This window comes from Peribacillus sp. NPDC055009 (assembly GCF_053608705.1).
In genome coordinates this window covers 59606-80608 of sequence record NZ_JBSGVZ010000017.1, presented here as the reverse complement: position 1 = coordinate 80608, position 21003 = coordinate 59606, and the positions used below count along the sequence as shown (strand labels likewise).

Below are 21003 nucleotides of genomic sequence, written 5' to 3'. Positions count from 1 at the left end.
GAAAAGACATCAAGCAGAATTTTATATTTGAATTGTGTTAGGAATGAGGGAGTAAGGAATGTTGGAACAAGTGATTTTTTATACGATTTTGGTGGCGTTTTTAGTAACCGTTCTTCTTTCGCCGATTTTCATCCCGTTTTTAAGAAGATTGAAATTCGGGCAAAGTATCAGGGAAGAAGGCCCACAATCGCATCTGAAGAAAACGGGAACACCCACCATGGGCGGTCTGGTCATATTATTATCTGTTACCATCGCTACACTGATCATGACTTTGAAATTCTCGGCACCATCAACCGAAACGTATTTATTACTATTCGTTACTTTAGGTTTTGGTTTATTAGGTTTCCTGGATGATTTCATCAAAGTGGTCATGAAGCGAAACCTGGGACTGACCTCCAAGCAAAAACTGCTTGGACAAATTGTGATTTCGGTCATCTTTTACTTCGTCTTTAAGCAGACAGACCGTTTTAATCCTGAATTGACGATTCCAGGCACTGACTTTGCTTTTGATTTTGGCTGGTTTTATCTGTTTATCGTTATTTTCTGGCTTGTAGGTTTTTCGAATGCCGTCAATTTGACGGATGGGCTTGATGGACTTGTCTCAGGAACATCAGCCATTGCCTTTGGTGCTTTTGCCATTTTGGCCTGGAGTCAGTCACAATATGATGTCGCTATTTTTTCGGTGGCGGTTGTCGGTGCAGTACTTGGATTCTTGGTATTCAATGCACACCCAGCAAAGGTTTTCATGGGGGATACGGGTTCCTTGGCCCTTGGAGGAGCGATCGCAACCATCGCTTTGTTAACGAAACTTGAAATCCTCCTGGTAATCATTGGCGGAGTCTTCGTCATAGAGACGCTCTCGGTCATCCTGCAGGTAGGATCTTTTAAAACGACTGGTAAACGTATTTTTAAAATGAGTCCGCTTCACCACCATTATGAGCTTTCCGGCTGGTCGGAATGGCGCGTCGTCGTGACTTTCTGGACAGTGGGGCTGCTGTGTGCGGTACTCGGAATCTATTTAGAGGTGTGGATATAATTGAAAGAGACTGCAAAGTATTCAGAGAAAAAGATATTAGTATTGGGTTTGGCAAAAAGCGGAGTGATGGCAGCTTCGCTTCTACATAAATTAGGTGCATTCGTGACAGTCAATGACATGAAGCCATTATCGGAAAATCCTGAGGCTCAAGGACTTCTTGAACAGGGAATCAAAGTCATCTGCGGCAGTCATCCGATCGAGCTCCTTGATGAAGGTTTCGAGCTGATCGTGAAAAACCCGGGAATCCCTTATCGGAACCCTATTATAAAAGGGGCATTGGAAAAAGGGATTCCAGTTATAACGGAAGTTGAACTGGCCTATCAGATAAGTGAGGCACCTTTCATAGGAATCACAGGTACAAATGGGAAAACGACCACGACAACATTGATATACGAAATGTTGAAAACCGGTGAAAAATCCCCGCTGATTGCCGGTAATATCGGGACAGTTGCTTCTGGTGTTGCCCAAAAAGCAAAACCCGATGACTCGATCGTCATTGAATTATCGTCGTTTCAGTTAATGGGAATAGACGAATTTCGTCCTGAAATCTCAATCGTGACAAATTTGTATGATGCACATTTGGATTATCACAGTTCCAAACAGGAATATGTCGAAGCAAAAGCTGCCATTACAAAAAATCAAATAGCCTCAGATTTCATGATTTATAATGCAGATCAAGATCTTGTTTTATCCATGGCGAAAAAGACCAAGGCTGAACTTGTTCCTTTTTCAGCTGAAGTGAAACATGAAAATGGAGCCTATGTGGAAAATGGCGCCGCCTGTTTCCGAGGAGAAAAAATCATTGAAGTTTCAGAGATAGCCCTTCCCGGAAAGCATAATTTGGAAAATGTGCTCGCGGCCATCTCGGCGGCAAAACTGAAGGGTGTAGCTAACGAAGCCATTCAGACTGTACTGAAAACATTTTATGGTGTGGAGCACCGTCTGCAGTTTGTCGCAACGATAGATAACCGTAAATTTTATAATGATTCGAAAGCGACGAACATTCTTGCAGCTTCCAAAGCATTAACATCCTTTACGGAACCTGTCATCTTATTGGCAGGCGGTTTGGATCGCGGAAATGAATTCGATGAGTTGAAACCGGCGATGAAAAATGTCAAAGCCGTGATAACTTTTGGTGAAACTGCAGAAAAAATTGAACGGATAGCAAAAGAAATAGGAATAGCGAATATAAAACGTGTCGATAATGTAGAAAAGGCCGTGCCGGCTGCATTTGAATTATCAAATGAAGGCGACTGCATTCTTCTCTCCCCAGCTTGTGCAAGCTGGGATCAATATAAAACTTTTGAGCAAAGAGGAGACATGTTTATGGAGGCCGTGCATAAACTTAAGTAAGAGCTTACGCAAAAGAGAAGTGAACCTACTTCTACGTTGACACCTTGGAAAAAAGCGATAATGAGCCGTTATCGCTTTTTTTTTGACTAAAGTGCTGACAAGCAATCAGCAAAGATGTTTATATTCGCAGGCTCGAAAAACTTCCTAGAGGTGGATGTCCGTGCCATTAAAAAAATCGAATCCTGATCTCATTCTCATTATCGTCACCTTAAGTCTTTTGACTGTTGGATTAATCATGGTTTACAGCGCGAGTGCCATATGGGCAACATATAAATTTGATGATTCGTTTTATTTTGCTAAAAGACAGTTGCTGTTTGCGTGCGTTGGTGTCATAGCCATGTTTTTCATCATGAATGTGGATTACTGGACGTGGCGGACATGGGCCAAGATTCTTATCATCATTTGTTTCATTATGTTACTGGCTGTACTTGTACCGGGTATAGGGATGGCGAGAAATGGTTCGAGGAGCTGGATTGGTGTAGGTGCCTTTTCGGTCCAGCCTTCTGAGTTCATGAAGCTGGCAATGATCGCTTTTTTAGCTAAGTTTTTATCAGAACGGCAAAAGCTGATCACCTCCTTTAAAAAAGGGATGCTTCCATCCTTGGGTTTAGTGTTTTTGGCATTTGGTTTGATCATGTTACAGCCGGACCTTGGAACGGGAACGGTAATGGTTGGAACGTGCATCGTCATGATTTTTATTTCCGGGGCAAAGATCAGTCACTTTGTCGGGTTGGGGCTAATCGGGGTAGCAGGTTTTATCGGTTTGATTTTGTCGGCGCCCTACCGGATAAAGAGGATCACGTCTTTCCTGGATCCTTGGGAAGACCCTTTAGGCAGCGGGTTTCAAATGATTCAATCGTTTTATGCAATCGGGCCCGGTGGATTGTTCGGCCTGGGACTCGGGCAAAGTCGCCAAAAGTTTTTCTATTTACCAGAACCGCAGACTGATTTCATTTTTGCCATCCTTTCAGAGGAACTTGGCTTCATCGGGGGCTCTCTTGTCATTTTATTATTTGCGCTCATGCTTTGGCGGGGAATTCGGATCGCACTTGGTGCCCCTGATTTATATGGGAGCCTTGTAGCGGTGGGAATCATTGCGATGGTCGCCATACAAGTGATGATTAATATAGGGGTGGTAACGGGACTGATGCCAGTTACGGGGATCACCTTGCCCCTCTTAAGCTATGGCGGTTCATCACTGACGCTCATGTTGATGGCGATTGGGGTGCTCCTGAATATTAGCCGTTATTCAAGGTTCTGAAATAAGAAAAATATATGGTTGAGCAAAAGGGAAGTCCTGTTAAACGCAGGGCTTCCCTTTTTTTACATTGAAAACCCTTGCCGGAAAACGATTTTGGAGGGAGCCTTGCCGAAATTTAGAAATAAATGAAATGTCGCTTAAATATTACCATGTATGAATGTTGAGGAATCCACAATAAATATTGGCAATACGGCTTTGTTTAGACTATAGTATAAGAGGGTTAGGCCGTACTGGGGCTTGCTTCTGTTCATTTTTCTGCTAAAAGGCGTTATTAATCTTGTAATATAAGGGACCTCATGAAGAGGAAATGAAAATTTATAACTTGGAATTTTGGAACAACAAGGAGGTTTATCATGGATAATGTGATAAAGCAATTAACTGAAATGAAAATCGGCAAAGTTCTTGAACAGGAACCGCTTGCGAATCATACAACTATGAAAATTGGGGGGCCGGCTGATTTATTCATCGTGCCGTCATCCATTGAAAATATAGAAAAAACGATGCAGGTCATTAAAAATCATGGGATGCCATGGAGGGTAATCGGCAGGGGCTCGAACCTACTTGTCAGTGATGGCGGAATTGAAGGTGCCGTTCTTAAATTGGGTAAAGGACTTGATCATCTCGAGATAAATGGGACGGAGATAAAAGCAGGAGCTGGGGTATCACTTGTCAGCCTGTCCGTGCAAATCAGTAAAAAAGGGTATGCAGGATTGGAATTTGCCAGTGGAATTCCTGGTTCCGTCGGCGGAGCAGTCTATATGAACGCTGGTGCACACGGTTCCGATATGAGTGAAATTCTCAAGGAGGCACATGTTCTTTTCGAAGATGGAACTTTAGCATGGCTTTCGAAGGAAGAAATGGAGTTTTCTTATCGAACTTCTCTGCTTCAGAAGAAAAGACCGGGTATCGTACTGGAAGCAATATTTCAATTGACAGAGGGCGATAAAACCGAAATCGTCGAAAGAATGCAGAATAACAAGAATTACCGTAAAGATACCCAGCCGTATAATCTTCCATGTGCCGGGAGCATATTTAGGAATCCACTTCCACATCATGCAGGTAAATTGGTCGAGAATGCAGGCCTGAAGGGACATTCTATTGGAGGAGCCCAGATTTCACCAATGCACGGGAACTTTATCGTTAACACAGGTAATGGAAGTGCAGCTGATGTTCAAGCCTTGATACAGCATGTGAAGGATACTGTGTATGATAAATTTGAAATTGAAATGGAAACAGAAGTGGAAATTATCGGCAGAAAATAATGGATTCATTATATCCAAATATTGTGATATAATGTGTTACCTTTTAAAGTTTGTAAATAGCCAAATATTGAGTTTGTCTTGATTTCACACTTTCAAGAACCATCCATTTTTTCAGGAAGAGGTGAAGGGGATGGAAAAGGGGAAAATCGTTTCCATTGAGGACCGCATCCCGAAATTAAAACAATTAAGAAAAAGCAAAGCAAACAGGCGGCTTGTTCTTTTGCTTTCCCTTTTCTTCATTCTTGTTGCTTGTGTGCTATATTTCTTATCCCCGTTGAGCTATGTGAAATCCGTGCAGGTAGAGGGGAATCGTTATATTACTTCCAAACAGATCATTAAATTGAGTAAGGTGAAGAAGGATCGAAGCATCTGGAAGGTTGATACAGGGGCAACAGCAGCCAATATCAAAAAAAATCAAGAAATAAAAAGCGTTAAGGTGACTCCGGTATTTCCCAATTCCATTAAAATCACGGTTTCGGAACATAACAGGATGGCATATCTGTCCAATAATGGGAAGTTTGCACCCATTTTGGAAAACGGGTCCGTTTTAGAGGAGCTAGCAACAGGCGAAATTCCAGTATTTGCCCCTGTTTTAATTGGTTTCAAAGAGGGTAAAGCATTAAAGTTGCTTTTAGAAGAGCTGGACAAGCTTCCTGTCGAGATTCAGAATGCCATTTCAGAAATTCATTATTCTCCAACCAAAACCGATGACTATCATATCGTCATGTATATGAACGATGGGTTTGAAGTAAGTGCGACAAGCCGTACTTTATACGAGAAAATGATTCACTATCCATCGATAGTCAGCCAGTTGGATCCAGAGGTAAAGGGAGTCATCGATCTGGAAGTGGGTTCTTATTTTAAAGCATATGAAGACGCTGAACAAAAGGAAGACACCAATGAGGAAAATTAATGGCAAACGGGTGGTTTTGCCCCTGGTTTGCGTGGTTCTCGGATTCATGATTGCCTTCTCTTACAATCTGACCAAAGAAGGTGAAGGTGCAGGGAAGGACAAAGACTGGGACCAGGAATATGAGCTCAGGCAGCAGCTGATCGAACAAGAGAAGCAGAACCGCGAACTTCAGAAGGAACTCCTCCAGAAGCAAGAAAATGTATCCCAAATAGAAAAAGACCTAGCTCAGGAAAAGCAGCTTTTTTTCAATTTGGCAAAGGAAACGGAAAAATACCGGATGTTTCTCGGAAAAGTGAAGGTGAAAGGATCAGGCCTTCAGGTGACGCTTGAAGATGGTACAGATATGGAGTCGGAAGCCAATGTTAATAACTACCTCGTTCATGAACAGCATGTCTTCAAGGTCGTCAATGAACTATACATATCAGGTGCAGAGGCAGTTGCGATTAACGGTCAAAGGTTAAATCATGATTCATACATAATCTGTAATGGGCCAGTGATTACAATCGATGGCCATCAGCATCCTGCTCCCTTCATCATATCTGCGATAGGGGACCCGGATGTCCTGGCTGCTTCACTAGACCTGCCCGGTGGCATCAAGGAACAGCTGGTTAATGAGAATATTATCTTTACAGTCGAAAAGCAAAAGAATATCATTTTTGATCCAATTATTGGAGGGTGATCAGACCGCCGGATTCGATGAAAGATTGGTGAGAAACTGGAAATGAATAAAAAGCTTTCTTTTAGTTTGGTTACATTGATTGCCGGCTTCATGCTCGCTATTCAATTCAATTTGGTGAATCAGCCTGTCATATCCGATACAAGGGATATGTGGGAGCTGAAAAATGATTTATTGAAAGAACAGCAGACCCAGGCGGAGTTAATAGAGGGTATCAGTGAGCTTGAGGGAAAAATAGCATCCTATGAAACAAAGAAAAATGAGAGTAAAGAAGAAGTATTGCGTGACACCCTGATCGAATTAAAGACTGACGCAGGTTTGACGGAAATAAAAGGTAAAGGGGTCATCATTTCCATACAGCCTATCAAAGAGGATATCCTTCTTGGTGAGAAGGTCGAGTATATTTCACCTGTATTGATCATTCGGCTCATTAATGAAATGTATAGGTATGGCGCTGACGAAATTTCCATTTCAGGACAAAGGTATATATCAACATCGGTTATTCGTGATATTAATGGGCAGCCGAAAATGGACGGATATCCTCTTGTTCATTACCCGGTCGAACTGCAGGCAATAACCGTTAATCCAATGAAACTGAAGCAGCGCATAGAAGGTTCCGAACTTATGGATGATTTCTTTATAGATAATTTTGAAGTGCAGATTAAGGTGCCTACCGGTGGTTTGACATTGCCGGCCTACCAAAATGATATTGATGTAAAACACATGGAACCCATTATGGATGGGGGGGAATCGTAATGTGGCTTCCGGTTTTCGGACTATTGATTGGGATCACGCTTGGTTTTTTGGTGGATTTTGATATTCCCCATGAATATTCAAATTATCTCTCCATAGCCGTGCTTGCTGCTTTTGATACCTTATTTGGGGGAATACGGGCTCATTTGCAAAATCTTTATGATGAAGTAGTATTTGTAACGGGATTCTTCTTTAATATTATTTTAGCCGCAGGTTTGGCTTTTCTAGGTGTACATCTTGGTGTAGACTTATATTTAGCCGCAATCTTTGTGTTCGGCGTAAGGTTGTTTCAAAATATTGCCCTGATTAGAAGGATCCTGATTGAAAAATGGTCCATTTCCCGGAAAAAGCAGAAAAAAAATCGATAATTTTAAAGGGAATTAAGTTATAAATGACGAATAGTTTATGGCAGTATCTAGTTTTTTTAGTAAATCAGTCTCGTAGAGAAGCGAACAATATGCACCATAAAGTACGAGTTTTGTTCGGGAAATACAAAATGAAACGCTTATCTATGTAATTCGTCAGTTGTTGTAATCAGTTCTGTTATTCTATAATGTATAAGTCTTCGATATAAAAATGTTATTCTACTAATACATGTATAAAACTGAAGGAGGTGCCATGGAATGAACAGCAACGAAATATACGTAAGTCTTGACATCGGTACATCCAGTGTAAAAGTTATCATTGGGGAAATGGTCAATGACACATTAAATATAATCGGCGTGGGAAATGTTAAATCAGAGGGGCTCAAAAAGGGTTCGATCGTCGGCATAGATGAAACCGTCCAATCCATTCAAAAGGCTATAGAGCAAGCAGAACGGATGATAGGGATGGAGATAAAAAAGGTAATCGTCGGCATAAGCGGAAATCATGTGACGCTTCAGCCGTGTCATGGGGTAGTAGCGGTATCCAGTGACAATAAAGAGATTACCGAGCATGACGTTTTCCGTGTCAGGGAAGCAGCGGAGTTAATAACGATACCATCCGACAGGGAAATCATCGACGTGGTGCCGATCCATTACAAAGTTGATGAACTTGATGAAATCAGTGATCCAAGGGGCATGATAGGTGTCCGGTTGGAAATGAGAGGGATATTAATCACAGGTCTTCGGACAATTTTACATAATACGCTGCGCTGTGTGGAAAGGGCAGGGTTAGAAATAACCGATATCGCCCTTCAGCCTTTAGCCGCAGGTTCCCTTGTATTATCCAAGGATGAAAAAGAACTTGGTGTGGCACTTGTCGATATTGGCGGAGGTTCCACGACTCTGGCAATTTTCGAACAAGGCTATTTACAATATACGTCTGTGATACCTATAGGCGGGGAAACACTTACGAAGGATCTTTCCATCGTTCTAAGGACGACGATGGAAGAAGCTGAGAAAATAAAAGTGAAGCATGGACATGCCTTTTATGATGACGCGTCTGAAGATGAAGTATTCCAAATACCGATCATCGGCAGCGATCAGCAGCAGACCTGTAACCAGTTAATGCTTTCGGATATCATTGAAGCACGGGTGACCGAAATATTCGAGTTGATTCAAGATGATTTGAGGAGACTTGGCTTCCAGGATATACCGGGTGGTTTCGTTTTGACCGGGGGCGTCGTCAAGATGCCAGGAGTCCTGGAGCTTGCTCAATATGTGTTCCAAAACCGCGTAAGGACAGCTGAACCGAATTACATCGGTGTCAGGGAACCTCAATACACGACAGCTGTTGGTTTGATTAAACACGCATGCAAGAAAGAGAGAATGCAAAAAAACACCGCTAATAAAACTCCTGTAGCAGCTGGACAAGCACAAGAAGATAACGACCAGCGCAGCCAGAAGGTTTCTCAGAAAAACAAAGAGAACACGGCTAAAAAACAAGGTGAAAAAGGTGAATCTAAATTCAAAAAAATCCTAGGTTACTTTTTTGAATAACAATCATTAAGAATCGGGAATTTCGTCAAAATAGGAGGATTGTCATGTTGGAGTTTGATTCTAATCTAGAACAATTAGCAACGATAAAAGTAATAGGTGTTGGCGGCGGCGGAAACAATGCGGTAAACAGAATGATCGAGCATGGTGTACAGGGAGTTGAGTTTATTTCTGTCAATACTGATGCACAGGCTCTTAATCTATCAAAAGCAGAAATCAAAATGCAAATCGGTGGAAAGCTTACACGCGGTTTGGGTGCAGGTGCCAATCCCGAGGTAGGAAAAAAAGCTGCAGAAGAAAGCAAAGAGCAGATCGAAGAAGCGCTTAAAGGTGCCGATATGGTATTCGTAACGGCTGGAATGGGCGGCGGTACGGGAACGGGGGCTGCTCCTGTCATAGCGGGCATTGCTAAAGATCTAGGAGCACTTACAGTGGGCGTAGTTACGCGTCCATTTACCTTCGAAGGCAGAAAACGTGCAACACAGGCACAAGGCGGCATTTCATCCATGAAGGAATCGGTTGACACACTGATCGTCATTCCAAACGACCGCCTCCTTGAAATCGTCGATAAAAGCACGCCAATGCTTGAAGCATTCCGTGAAGCAGATAATGTGCTTCGTCAAGGTGTACAAGGGATTTCAGATCTAATTGCTGTTCCAGGTCTAATTAACTTGGACTTTGCCGATGTGAAGACCATCATGTCCAACAAAGGTTCCGCACTTATGGGAATCGGGATCTCATCAGGGGAAAACCGTGCGGCGGAAGCGGCGAAAAAAGCCATTTCCAGTCCGTTGCTTGAAACATCGATTGATGGTGCCCAAGGCGTACTGATGAATATTACCGGTGGTACGAACCTAAGTCTATTTGAAGTCCAGGAAGCGGCCGATATCGTGGCTACTGCATCCGATCAAGACGTAAACATGATCTTTGGTTCGGTTATCAATGAAAACTTAAAAGATGAAATCGTCGTTACGGTAATTGCAACAGGCTTTAACGAGGTTGAAGCTTCAATACGGCCTACTGGACGTCCAACACTCGGACAACAGCAGCAATCAAGACCTCAGACACAACAACAAACGCCACAGCAAAACGTGAAGCGGGAAGTGAAAAGGGAAGAAGTCAATGAACAGCCTGCACGTAATGCAAATCAAGGTGATGAGGCCTTGGATATTCCAACATTCCTCCGTAACCGTAATAGACGCCGTTAATATCGACGTCACATGCCGTCCCAATTTGGGGACGGTTTTTTGTCGTTTAAATGAATTCCTTAAAAGCAGTAGTGTCCAATCATAATGGGGGCATTCTTCAGCTTTATCACTCTGACCGAAGTGCAGGGCGCAATCTGCATAATAGTATCTTTGTTCTTGCCTGCATGTCACTCAGCGGTATCTGACGGATCGCCTTGGCAGAAGGAATCCAAAAAGATGAGAGCAATAAATTATTAAACTTTTATAACATAAATCGACAGAAGTAAAAGGGAGCAGGATAGTCTCCATGACTGTAATGAAAATATCAATAGCTGTTTTTCTACAAAAAGGGTAAAAATGACTGAAAAACTCTTAAGTTTTCAGTACAAAAAGTGACACACTTTCTAAGGGCAGGTACGCTATACTTTTTGCTAGTGGAAGGTTAGTTCATAAAAGGAGGGGAGGGTTTTTGACTTTATATTTAGATGTGATCTGGTTGTTGAATTGGTTATTTGACTGCCTCCTTTTATATTGGACCGCAATTATTCTCAAACGAAGGGTAGCTCTTTGGCGGGTATGCATCGGCGGGCTGATTGGTTCCTTCATTATCGTATTGGCATTCACTCCTTTTTATGCAATTGCCGACCGAGTGTATATGAAGATTTTAGTATCCCTGGTCATGGTGCTGGCAACCTTTGGGTTTAATAGGTTAAAACTTTTCATGAAATCGGTGGCCACTTTATATTTCGTGACGTTTTTATCGGGAGGAATCCTTCTGGGACTACATTACCTATTTGAATTCCAAATCGTGTCAAAGGACCCTGGTCAATATGCAGGAATCAACCGTTTTGGGGATCCTGTCAGCTGGATATTCGTAATGATCGGGTTCCCGCTCGCATGGCAATTTTCCAAGCGAACACTTGAAGGAATGGAGATGACAAAACTTACACATGAACAAATGGTTTCGGTCTCGGTTAAAATTTCTGACTTCGAAGGAAAATTTCATGGATTGGTGGATAGCGGCAATCAACTATATGACCCGATTACACGTTCCCCAGTAATGATCATCTCTCTTTCTGGCGGGGAAGCAGGAATTCCGGACGATATGCTGGAGCTTTTTAAAAACCCTGATAACCTGATTAGTCAGGAAGAGCAGCCCGAATATTCATGGACAGGAAGAATGCGTGTCATCCCTTATAAAGTCGTGGGTCATGAACATCAGCTGTTAACCGCAATCAAACCGGATTACATCAAAATCGTTCAAGGAGAAAAGGAATTTCACGTCAAGCAGGGTCTCGTTTCGTTTACCTTTCAGCAACTCTCTCCAGACAATAGCTATCAATCTATCGTTCACCCGAAAATGTTAACCGGGATACCGGTGCAAAATGCCTCCTGAACCATCGATTCACTCTTAAATTTGACCCATAATCCGTTTATTAGAAGGGAGAATTATTTTGAAGAAATTCATTCTTCGGCTCACTTATTTTTGGTACAAACTATTGTTCAAGCTCGGATTGAAAACGGACGAAATATTTTATATAGGAGGGAGTGAGGCACTGCCGCCTCCCCTTTCAAAGGAAGAAGAGGCAATACTGATCAATAAATTACCCAATGGCGATGAAGCTGCACGCTCGATCTTGATTGAACGTAATTTAAGGCTGGTGGTTTATATTGCCAGGAAATTCGAAAACACCGGCATCAATATTGAAGATTTAATCAGCATTGGTACCATAGGTTTAATCAAAGCTGTGAATACATTCAATCCTGAGAAGAAAATAAAACTGGCTACATATGCTTCGAGATGCATCGAGAATGAAATATTAATGTATTTACGCAGAAATAACAAAATCCGTTCTGAAGTTTCTTTTGATGAACCTCTGAATATTGATTGGGATGGTAATGAACTTCTGTTATCCGATGTACTTGGAACGGACGATGACATTATCACGAAAGATCTTGAGGCAAACGTTGACCGTAAGCTGCTGACAAAAGCACTTACACAGTTATCCGAACGTGAAAAACAAATAATGGAACTCCGTTTTGGACTTGCGGGCGGAGAAGAAAAAACCCAAAAGGACGTTGCCGACATGCTGGGGATTTCCCAATCTTACATTTCGCGTTTGGAAAAAAGGATTATTAAGAGGCTTCGTAAAGAATTTAATAAAATGGTGTAAAAAAATAATTTTGCTTAAATGTCAATCAAATCAATACTTTGGTAGCTATATTGAAAAATAATGGCGGATTTCTGTTCTAGCCATGTGCATATTTTTTCCTCCCGCGGAGATACTGTTTTTTGTACAGCGCTCCTGTGAGGAGGGAATAATTTTGTCTCGTAATAAGGTTGAAATCTGCGGTGTGGATACATCAAAATTACCGGTTTTAAAGAATGAAGAAATGAGAAAACTCTTTAAAGAACTGCAAGATGGCGATATTTCAGCAAGAGAGAAACTGGTAAACGGGAATCTTCGACTCGTTCTAAGCGTAATTCAACGCTTCAACAATCGGGGAGAGTATGTAGATGATCTATTTCAGGTAGGCTGTATAGGGTTGATGAAGTCGATAGATAACTTTGACCTAGGTCAAAATGTTAAGTTTTCAACGTATGCTGTACCGATGATTATTGGAGAAATCAGAAGATATCTTCGTGACAATAATCCAATTCGGGTATCCCGTTCTTTAAGAGACATCGCTTACAAAGCTTTGCAGGTAAAAGAGAAGCTCATAAGCCAGACCCTTCGTGAGCCGACAGCTGAAGAAATCGCCAAGGTGTTGGAAGTACCTCATGAAGAAATTGTTTTTGCACTAGATGCTATACAAGATCCAGTTTCACTTTTTGAACCGATTTATAATGATGGCGGGGATCCGATTTATGTACTCGACCAACTGAGTGATGAAAAAAATAAAGATAGTACCTGGATTGATGAAATAGCTATAAATGAAGGCATGAGACGGTTGAATGACCGGGAAAAAATGATCCTTCGTAAACGGTTTTTCCAAGGGAAGACGCAAATGGAGGTAGCCGAGGAAATCGGCATTTCACAAGCACAGGTCTCCCGATTGGAAAAAGCGGCAATCAAGCAAATGAATAAAAATATCCAACAGTAGAAGCTGAGCATGAGAAGTAGTTAGCTGAAGCGGGTAGGGCAAAAATGTCGATACCCGCTTATCAGCTACTTATCCATAGCGGCTTTTTTATTTTGTAGAAAAGCCCTTCCGTGAATCGAATGGACGTTTATTTATCGTATTCTTCATCCTTGAGCGCATCATGTCATATACATAGGAATAGGACCTTCATCTATGATGAAATTTTGAGGAGCTGAGTGATGTGACCAGGATTTCCGAATTTCAAATTAAGGATATCGTCAATATAGCGGATGGTAAGAAATTAGGTAATATGTCAGATCTTGAAATCAATACGGCCACGGGGAAAATAGAGGCCATCGTCGTTTCGAATGGAACCAGATTGATGGGTTTTTTTGGCAGGGATCAGGATATTGTGATTCCGTGGCGCAAAATAAAAAAAATCGGTGCAGATGTCATACTTGTTGAACATCAGACGGTATTTCAAGCAGAACTGAAAGATGAACGGTTTTAAGGTGCATGGCGCAAATATATGATACACTAGACTAAAAATAAAGAGGTTTATAGCATGAAAGAGCCATTTGTTTTAATAAAAGATCAATATATGCTCATTGACAGCTGGAGACAAAAAAATCTCCAGCTCGTAGCGGGCTTCACCACAAAAAATGGGGGAGTCAGTACAGGTGATTTTCAAACATTGAATACCGGTTTTCATGTCGGTGATAAACTTGAAGATGTCCAGGGAAACCGCAGGATCATAGCCGATAAGCTGATGTTTCCGCTTAATGAATGGATAGGTGCCGAGCAGACACATGAAACGAAAATCCGTCAAGTTACCAGCCGTGATGGCGGGAGAGGTGCTATGGATTATGATTCTGCCTTTAAAGCGACTGACGGCTTCTATACGAAGGACCAAAACGCTCTATTGACCCTATGCTATGCAGACTGCGTGCCCTTATACTTTCTTGCTCCGGCACATGGTATGATTGGGGTGGCACATGCTGGCTGGAAGGGTACCGTTAATGGAATTGCACGAAAAATGGTTGAGGCTTGGCTTAGTGAGGGTATAAAAGCAAGTGAGATATTTGCTGTTATTGGACCGTCGATTTGTTCGAAATGCTATGTAGTTGATGATTATGTCATGGATTTAGTGCAGAATTTGCTGGTAGATATTGACGAAAAGCCCTATAATTTAATCAGTGAAGGACAATATCAGTTAGACCTTAAGCAACTTAATGCATTGATTCTTCAAAAATCAGGAATTCCAAAAAGTCAGATCGACGTTACATCATACTGTACAAGCTGTGATCATGAATTGTTTTTTTCACATCGCCGTGATAACGGGAAGACAGGCAGATTGATGAGCTTTATCGGTTGGAAGGAGGATTTAGAGTAATAGTGAAAGTAGTGGACAATTTAAAAAACATCGAAGAAAAAATAAATAGAGCATGTGAAAATAGTGGAAGGGACCGCGAAGCGATAAAGTTGATCGCAGTAACGAAATATGTTTCGGTCGATAGAGCGAATGAAGCTTTGGAAGCGGGAATACTCGATTTGGGTGAAAACCGTGACGAAGGGCTTTTGACTAAATATGAAGTGCTCAAGGACAAGCCCACCTGGCATTATATTGGTTCCATGCAAACACGCAAAGTAAAGAATGTCATCGATAAAATTTCGTATATCCATTCATTGGATCGCATTTCTTTGGCAGAAGAAATTCAAAAGCGCGCAAAAGAGCCGATAAACTGTTTAGTGCAGGTGAATGTTTCTGGTGAGGAATCAAAACATGGTCTGGATCCTGACGCGACAATGGATTTCATAAAAGGGTTATCCGACTTTGATAAGGTGAATGTTGCAGGATTGATGACGATGGCTCCATTGACCGATGATGAACAGGTTTTGCGGGAATGCTTCCGGAAACTGAAGGGCATCCAGGTTGAAATACAAAATTTAGCGTTGAAGCATGCCCCCTGCACTGAATTGTCCATGGGAATGTCCAATGATTTCATGATTGCCATTGAAGAAGGCGCTACAATGATCAGGATTGGTACAGCACTTGTAGGCGAATAATTTTAAGGAGGTACGCAATAGATGTCGTTCGTATCAAAATTTAAATCTTATTTCGCGCTGGATGATGAGTATGAGTACAGGGATGAAGTAGTGGAAGAAGAGGAGGCTGAACCAAAAGTCGTGAAGTCAGCTAAACAGCAGCAGTCAGCTTCTGCAGGGAATAATACAAATCAGAATATCGTAAGTTTGCAAAGCGTACAGAAATCTTCTAAAGTAGTATTATTGGAGCCTCGTGCTTATGCAGAAGCCCAGGAGGTAGCTGACCATTTAAAAAACAGGCGCGCTGTAGTCGTGAACCTTCAACGAATCCAGCATGACCAAGGAAAGCGAATCATCGATTTTCTAAGTGGGACTGTCTATGCAATCAGCGGGGATATCCAAAAAATCGGAACAGATATATTCTTATGTACCCCGGACAACGTCGATGTTTCCGGTAATATTACCGGCTTCGCCGCCGAAGAGGAGTACGAAGAAGCGAGGTGGTAATGGTTAATGGGTTTAGTGCTTCAGGGTTTATATTATTTAATTGAAATTTATTCAATGGCATTAATCGTTTACATATTGATGTCATGGTTCCCCAATGCAAGGGAGACGTCGATTGGTCAATTTCTGGAAAAGATTTGCGAACCATATTTAGAACCGTTCAGAAAGTTCATTCCGACGCTTGGCATGATTGATCTTTCACCACTTGTGGCCTTGCTGGTTCTTAATTTTGCCAGCGGTTATGGGATCTATTACTTACAGACTTTGATAGGATGATCGACAATTAACCTGACATGCATCTTACTACACAGTCGGAAGATCCTCCGCTGTGTAGTAGCAACGCAGAATGAATTTAATTCATTCCTTATGATCGACCATTAATTTGATAACTAAGGAGCATTTATTCAATCATGAGTATTTATCAGCATTTCAGGCCGGAGGAAAAAGATTTTATTGACCAGGCTATGAATTGGATTGATCAGGTTAAAAATTCCTACGCTCCGAAACTATCTGATTTTCTTGATCCGCGTCAGCAGGAAATCCTTACTTCCTTAATTGGGAATGATCCGGATGTGAAACTGCAATTCAATGGCGGAAGTGATTTCGTAGAGCGAAAACGTGTGCTTATCTATCCTGATTATTACTCTCCTGATCCATCGAATTTCAATATCTCCTTATACGATATCTCCTATCCAAAAAAATTTGTAACGCTTGAACATAGGCAAATACTTGGAACCTTGATGTCACTTGGGGTAAAGCGTGAAAAATTTGGTGATATAATAGTGACGGAGGAGCATATTCAATTTATAGCTGCCGAAGAGATGGATTCATATCTCACTGGAAATCTTGAGAAAATAGGTAACGCTTCCGTTTCCATCAAACGGCTTCCAATCGAGAATATCGTTCAAGTTAAGGAAAAATGGGAAGAGCAAGTAACCACCGTCAGTTCCCTTAGACTTGACAGTGTGCTATCGTCCGTCCTGAATATGTCCCGTCAAAAGACGCAGGCCTTGATAACGTCAGGAAAAGTAAAGGTGAATTTCAAGCAAACGGAAAACGTTTCGGAAGAATGCCGTGAAGGTGACACACTTTCCATCAGAGGTTTTGGCAGGTGTAAAATAGCTTCAATCGATGGGAAAACCAAGAAGGATAAGTGGAGAATCTCGTTAGGCAGACAAAAATAATTCAATAAAAAGCAGGATTTATAAATTTATTGTCGAATATAGAGTTTTAACATACTAGAGTAGAAACCGTTCTGGAGGTGCCGTAATGCCCTTAACCCCGATAGATATACATAACAAGGAATTTAACAAAGTATTTCGTGGGTATGATGAAGATGAAGTAAATGAATTTCTCGACCAGGTCATTAAAGATTATGAACTGATTTTGAGGGAGAAGAAAGAACTTGAAGATAAACTGAACGAGACTTTTGATCGTTTGGGACATTTTACGACAATTGAGGGTACACTTAACAAGTCGATTATTGTCGCTCAGGAAGCAGCCGAAGAATTAAGGCGCAATGCCCAAAAAGAAGCGAAACTGATCATAAAGGAAGCAGAGAAAAATGCTGACAGGATCGTCAATGAGTCACTTGTGAAAGCAAGGAAAATAGCGATGGATATTGAGGATTTGAAAAAGCAATCCAAAGTATTCCGGACACGTTTCAAAATGCTTGTCGGTGCACAGCTGGATTTGCTGGATAATGACGATTGGGATCATCTTCTGGATTATGAAGTGGATGCGACTGAAATAGAATTAAATGAGAGAGTGGAAGAGGAAATTTAAACGATTCCTTGACTTTGAACACTTTTTTCGCATATAATTTTTTAACAATACTATTCATTATGAAATTAGACGATGACAGGGAAAGTAAATTCTTCACACACTTATTTTTAGCGAACCGGGGATGGTGAAAGCCCGGAATAAGCGAAGATATTGAAGATCACCCTTGAGTTCTGAGTTGAAACTGCCTAGGCAGCAAGTAAATGAAGCGTTTCATTCACGTTACGAATGCTCGAGAGGTTGGATTCACTATGTGGATCTTTCTAGCCAGGGTGGTACCGCGGGAAGCAAAGCTTTCTCGTCCCTTTTTCAGGGATGAGAGGGCTTTTTATTTTGGCCGGATATCAAGTCATCGGTTCGAATGAATTTTTTTAAAAGACGGATGGAGGATTTTATGATGGAATACAAAGATACCTTATTGATGCCTAAAACTGAATTTCCAATGCGGGGGAATTTACCGAAACGTGAACCGGAAATCCAAGAAAAATGGAAAGAAATGAACATCTATAAAAAAGTGCAAGAACAAACGGAGGGACGTCCTTTATTCATTTTGCATGATGGACCTCCATATGCCAATGGCGATATCCATATGGGCCATGCAATGAATAAGGTTTTAAAGGATTTCATTGTCCGATTTAAATCGATGAGCGGTTTTCAAGCACCATATGTACCTGGCTGGGATACGCATGGTCTTCCAATCGAAACGGCATTGACGAAAAAAGGCGTGAAACGGAAAGAAATGAGCGTTGCCGAATTCAGAAAGCTTTGTGAAGAGTATGCTTATGGTCAGATTGACAATCAACGTGAGCAGTTTAAGAGAATAGGGGTCCGTGGTGATTGGGATAATCCTTATATCACATTAAAGCCTGAATATGAAGCGCAGCAAATCAAGGTATTCGGTGAAATGGCGAAAAAGGGCTACATTTATAAAGGGAAAAAACCTGTTTACTGGTCCCCTTCAAGTGAATCAGCGCTAGCCGAAGCTGAAATTGAATATCAAGACAAACGCTCTGCGTCGATCTATGTTGCTTTTGAAGTCACAGATGGCAAAGGTGTAATCGATGAAGGCGTCAAAATCATCATCTGGACGACAACTCCATGGACGATTCCTGCCAATCTTGGTATCTCATTGCATCCGCAATTAAATTACGTAGTAGTGGCTGTCGAAAATGAAAAATTCTTACTTGCTGAGGCACTGCTTGAATCGGTAACGGAAACATTAGGCTGGGAAAACCCGTCTATCGAAAAAACGGTAAAAGGTAGCGAGTTGGACCGCGCTGTTGCCAAACATCCTCTTTATGACCGCGAATCTTTAGTGATGTTAGGTGAGCACGTAACGACTGAAGCTGGAACGGGCTGTGTTCATACGGCGCCTGGCCATGGTGAAGATGACTTTATCATTGGGCAAAAATATGGCTTGGACGTACTTTGTCCTGTAGATGAAAAAGGAGTCATGACGGAAGAGGCAGGGGAATTTGCCGGATTATTTTATGATCAAGCGAATAAACCAATTACCGAAAAATTAACTGAAGCAGGCGCGTTATTGAACTTGACGTTCATTACGCACTCTTACCCACATGACTGGCGGACGAAGAAGCCGACGATCTTCCGTGCAACAGCACAATGGTTCGCTTCAATCAAAGACTTCCGCAGTGAGCTTCTGGAAGCGATTGAAGAAACCAAATGGGTACCGGCTTGGGGCGAAACGCGCCTATTCAATATGGTTCGTGACCGCGGGGATTGGTGTATTTCCCGCCAACGCGCTTGGGGCGTGCCAATTCCAGTGTTTTATGCAGAAAATGGCGAGCCGATCATTACGGATGAAACCATCGACCATATTTCAGACCTATTCCGCGAACACGGTTCAAACATCTGGTTTGAGCGTGAAGCGAAAGAACTTCTGCCTGAAGGCTATACACATGAAGGCAGCCCGAATGGTATTTTCACGAAAGAAACGGATATCATGGACGTATGGTTTGATTCCGGTTCTTCCCATCAAGCGGTACTTGAAGAAAGAGATGACTTGCAGCGTCCTGCTGACCTTTATTTAGAAGGTTCCGATCAATATCGCGGCTGGTTTAACTCATCACTTTCAACAAGTGTTGCGGTTACAGGCAAAGCGCCATATAAAGGTGTACTTAGCCACGGGTTCGCATTGGATGGAGAAGGCCGTAAAATGAGTAAGTCAATTGGGAACGTTGTGCTGCCATCAAAGGTCATGAACCAACTTGGAGCAGATATCTTACGCCTTTGGGTAGCTTCGGTGGATTACCAATCGGATGTCAGGGTTTCCGATCCTATTTTAAAACAAGTTTCGGAAGTTTACCGTAAAATCCGTAATACATTCCGCTTCCTGTTAGGGAACTTGGATGGATTCAATCCAAAAACCGATAAAGTGGCAGTTCAAGAATTGCCTGAAGTCGATCGATACATGCTGGTTAAATTGAATAAACTGATCAAACAGTCGAAGTTAAGTTATGAAAATTATGAGTTTGCTACAATTTATAATATGGTCAATAATTTCTGTACACAGGATTTAAGTTCATTCTACCTTGATTATGCAAAAGACATTCTTTATTGTGAAGCACCAAATGGTAAAGAGCGTTTGGCCATTCAAACGGTCCTTTACGAATCATTGGTCAGCTTAACGAAATTGGTGTCACCGATCCTTTCGCATACAGCTGATGAAGTATGGGCGTTCATTCCGGGTGTAACGGAAGAAAGTGTACAGCTGACATTGATGCCTGAAGAAATTTCAATTGATGATGCTGAAGTCATTGAAGAAAAATGGACGGCGTTCATGGATGTCCGTGATAATGTACTTAAAGCATTAGAAGAAGCCCGTAACCAGAAGGTCATCGGAAAATCACTGAACGCTAAAGTGATGGTCTATGTTAATGAAGAAACGAAGAATCTGCTTGATGGCATCAAGGAAAGCTTTGAACAGCTATTCATCGTATCCGAATTCGAAATCGCTGGTGATGTGGGAAGTGCCCCGGCAGAAGCGGTTAAACTTGAGGATATAGCGATCCTTGTTACAAAAGCAGAAGGTGAAACGTGTGAACGTTGCTGGAATGTTTCGAAGGAAGTAGGTCAAGTGGAAGAACATCCGACACTTTGCCCGCGTTGTGCTACAGTCGTGAAAGAGCATTACGTGAATCAATAATTCAAAAAAGGAAAGCCGGTCCCTTCATGAAGGGACCGGCTTTTTTGTGTTTAACCTCCAT

21 protein-coding genes are annotated in these 21003 nt (G+C 41.8%); all 21 read left to right on the top strand.

The window, feature by feature from the left end; translation table 11 throughout:
- The first annotated feature begins 58 nt into the window (after positions 1-58).
- The 21 genes from mraY to ileS all read left to right on the top strand — a co-directional run bounded on the left by mraY (position 59) and on the right by ileS (position 20942).
- The gene (gene mraY / locus ACWF5P_RS21120) at positions 59-1036 is read left to right on the top strand and encodes a phospho-N-acetylmuramoyl-pentapeptide-transferase (protein WP_101224579.1); all 978 of its coding nucleotides are present in this window, start codon (positions 59-61) and stop codon (positions 1034-1036) included.
- On the top strand, positions 1037-2389 hold the full coding sequence (gene murD, locus ACWF5P_RS21115; protein ID WP_230177553.1) for a UDP-N-acetylmuramoyl-L-alanine--D-glutamate ligase: 1353 nt from the start codon (positions 1037-1039) through the stop codon (positions 2387-2389).
- A 160-nt stretch (positions 2390-2549) separates the two neighbouring features.
- Positions 2550-3650: a stage V sporulation protein E gene (spoVE, locus tag ACWF5P_RS21110; protein WP_098371083.1), complete on the top strand. Its 1101-nt coding sequence runs from the start codon at positions 2550-2552 to the stop codon at positions 3648-3650.
- Positions 3651-4003: 353 nt separating this feature from the next.
- Positions 4004-4912 (top strand): UDP-N-acetylmuramate dehydrogenase, encoded by a 909-nt coding sequence (gene murB, locus ACWF5P_RS21105; protein WP_434169041.1) that lies wholly within the window; start codon positions 4004-4006, stop codon positions 4910-4912.
- A 130-nt stretch (positions 4913-5042) separates the two neighbouring features.
- The gene (locus ACWF5P_RS21100) at positions 5043-5825 is read left to right on the top strand and encodes an FtsQ-type POTRA domain-containing protein (RefSeq protein WP_434169042.1); all 783 of its coding nucleotides are present in this window, start codon (positions 5043-5045) and stop codon (positions 5823-5825) included.
- Complete coding sequence (locus ACWF5P_RS21095) at positions 5812-6504, top strand: DUF881 domain-containing protein (protein ID WP_434169043.1); 693 nt, start codon at positions 5812-5814, stop codon at positions 6502-6504. Before ACWF5P_RS21100 ends, ACWF5P_RS21095 begins: the two co-directional genes overlap by 14 nt.
- Before the next feature lie 42 nt (positions 6505-6546).
- Complete coding sequence (locus ACWF5P_RS21090; protein WP_434169044.1) at positions 6547-7257, top strand: DUF881 domain-containing protein; 711 nt, start codon at positions 6547-6549, stop codon at positions 7255-7257.
- Positions 7257-7622, top strand: coding sequence for a small basic family protein (locus tag ACWF5P_RS21085; protein ID WP_434169045.1), 366 nt, complete (start codon positions 7257-7259; stop codon positions 7620-7622). Before ACWF5P_RS21090 ends, ACWF5P_RS21085 begins: the two co-directional genes overlap by 1 nt.
- Before the next feature lie 255 nt (positions 7623-7877).
- Positions 7878-9176, top strand: coding sequence for a cell division protein FtsA (gene ftsA, locus ACWF5P_RS21080; RefSeq protein WP_137018792.1), 1299 nt, complete (start codon positions 7878-7880; stop codon positions 9174-9176).
- 44 nt (positions 9177-9220) lie between these two features.
- Positions 9221-10381, top strand: coding sequence for a cell division protein FtsZ (gene ftsZ / locus ACWF5P_RS21075; RefSeq protein ID WP_230177549.1), 1161 nt, complete (start codon positions 9221-9223; stop codon positions 10379-10381).
- A 448-nt stretch (positions 10382-10829) separates the two neighbouring features.
- On the top strand, positions 10830-11756 hold the full coding sequence (gene spoIIGA, locus ACWF5P_RS21070; protein WP_101224587.1) for a sigma-E processing peptidase SpoIIGA: 927 nt from the start codon (positions 10830-10832) through the stop codon (positions 11754-11756).
- A gap of 58 nt (positions 11757-11814) precedes the next feature.
- Entirely contained in the window at positions 11815-12534 is a 720-nt protein-coding gene (sigE, locus tag ACWF5P_RS21065) for an RNA polymerase sporulation sigma factor SigE (protein ID WP_034313874.1), read from the top strand.
- 151 nt (positions 12535-12685) lie between these two features.
- Positions 12686-13465, top strand: a complete 780-nt coding sequence (gene sigG, locus ACWF5P_RS21060; RefSeq protein WP_034313871.1) for an RNA polymerase sporulation sigma factor SigG — start codon at positions 12686-12688, stop codon at positions 13463-13465.
- A 220-nt stretch (positions 13466-13685) separates the two neighbouring features.
- A complete protein-coding gene (locus ACWF5P_RS21055) occupies positions 13686-13955 on the top strand; it encodes a YlmC/YmxH family sporulation protein (RefSeq protein ID WP_101224588.1) in 270 nt (89 codons plus the stop codon).
- A 54-nt stretch (positions 13956-14009) separates the two neighbouring features.
- Entirely contained in the window at positions 14010-14837 is an 828-nt protein-coding gene (gene pgeF, locus ACWF5P_RS21050) for a peptidoglycan editing factor PgeF (protein WP_230177547.1), read from the top strand.
- 2 nt (positions 14838-14839) lie between these two features.
- Positions 14840-15511: a YggS family pyridoxal phosphate-dependent enzyme gene (locus tag ACWF5P_RS21045; RefSeq protein WP_434169046.1), complete on the top strand. Its 672-nt coding sequence runs from the start codon at positions 14840-14842 to the stop codon at positions 15509-15511.
- A 21-nt stretch (positions 15512-15532) separates the two neighbouring features.
- Entirely contained in the window at positions 15533-15997 is a 465-nt protein-coding gene (locus ACWF5P_RS21040; RefSeq protein ID WP_034313864.1) for a cell division protein SepF, read from the top strand.
- Between the two features lie 6 nt (positions 15998-16003).
- Positions 16004-16270, top strand: coding sequence for a YggT family protein (locus ACWF5P_RS21035; RefSeq protein WP_101224591.1), 267 nt, complete (start codon positions 16004-16006; stop codon positions 16268-16270).
- Positions 16271-16404: 134 nt separating this feature from the next.
- Positions 16405-17178 (top strand): YlmH/Sll1252 family protein, encoded by a 774-nt coding sequence (locus tag ACWF5P_RS21030; protein WP_434169047.1) that lies wholly within the window; start codon positions 16405-16407, stop codon positions 17176-17178.
- Between the two features lie 85 nt (positions 17179-17263).
- Positions 17264-17779: a DivIVA domain-containing protein gene (locus ACWF5P_RS21025; protein WP_034313857.1), complete on the top strand. Its 516-nt coding sequence runs from the start codon at positions 17264-17266 to the stop codon at positions 17777-17779.
- A gap of 394 nt (positions 17780-18173) precedes the next feature.
- Positions 18174-20942: an isoleucine--tRNA ligase gene (ileS, locus tag ACWF5P_RS21020; RefSeq protein ID WP_434169635.1), complete on the top strand. Its 2769-nt coding sequence runs from the start codon at positions 18174-18176 to the stop codon at positions 20940-20942.
- The last annotated feature ends 61 nt before the right edge of the window (positions 20943-21003 follow it).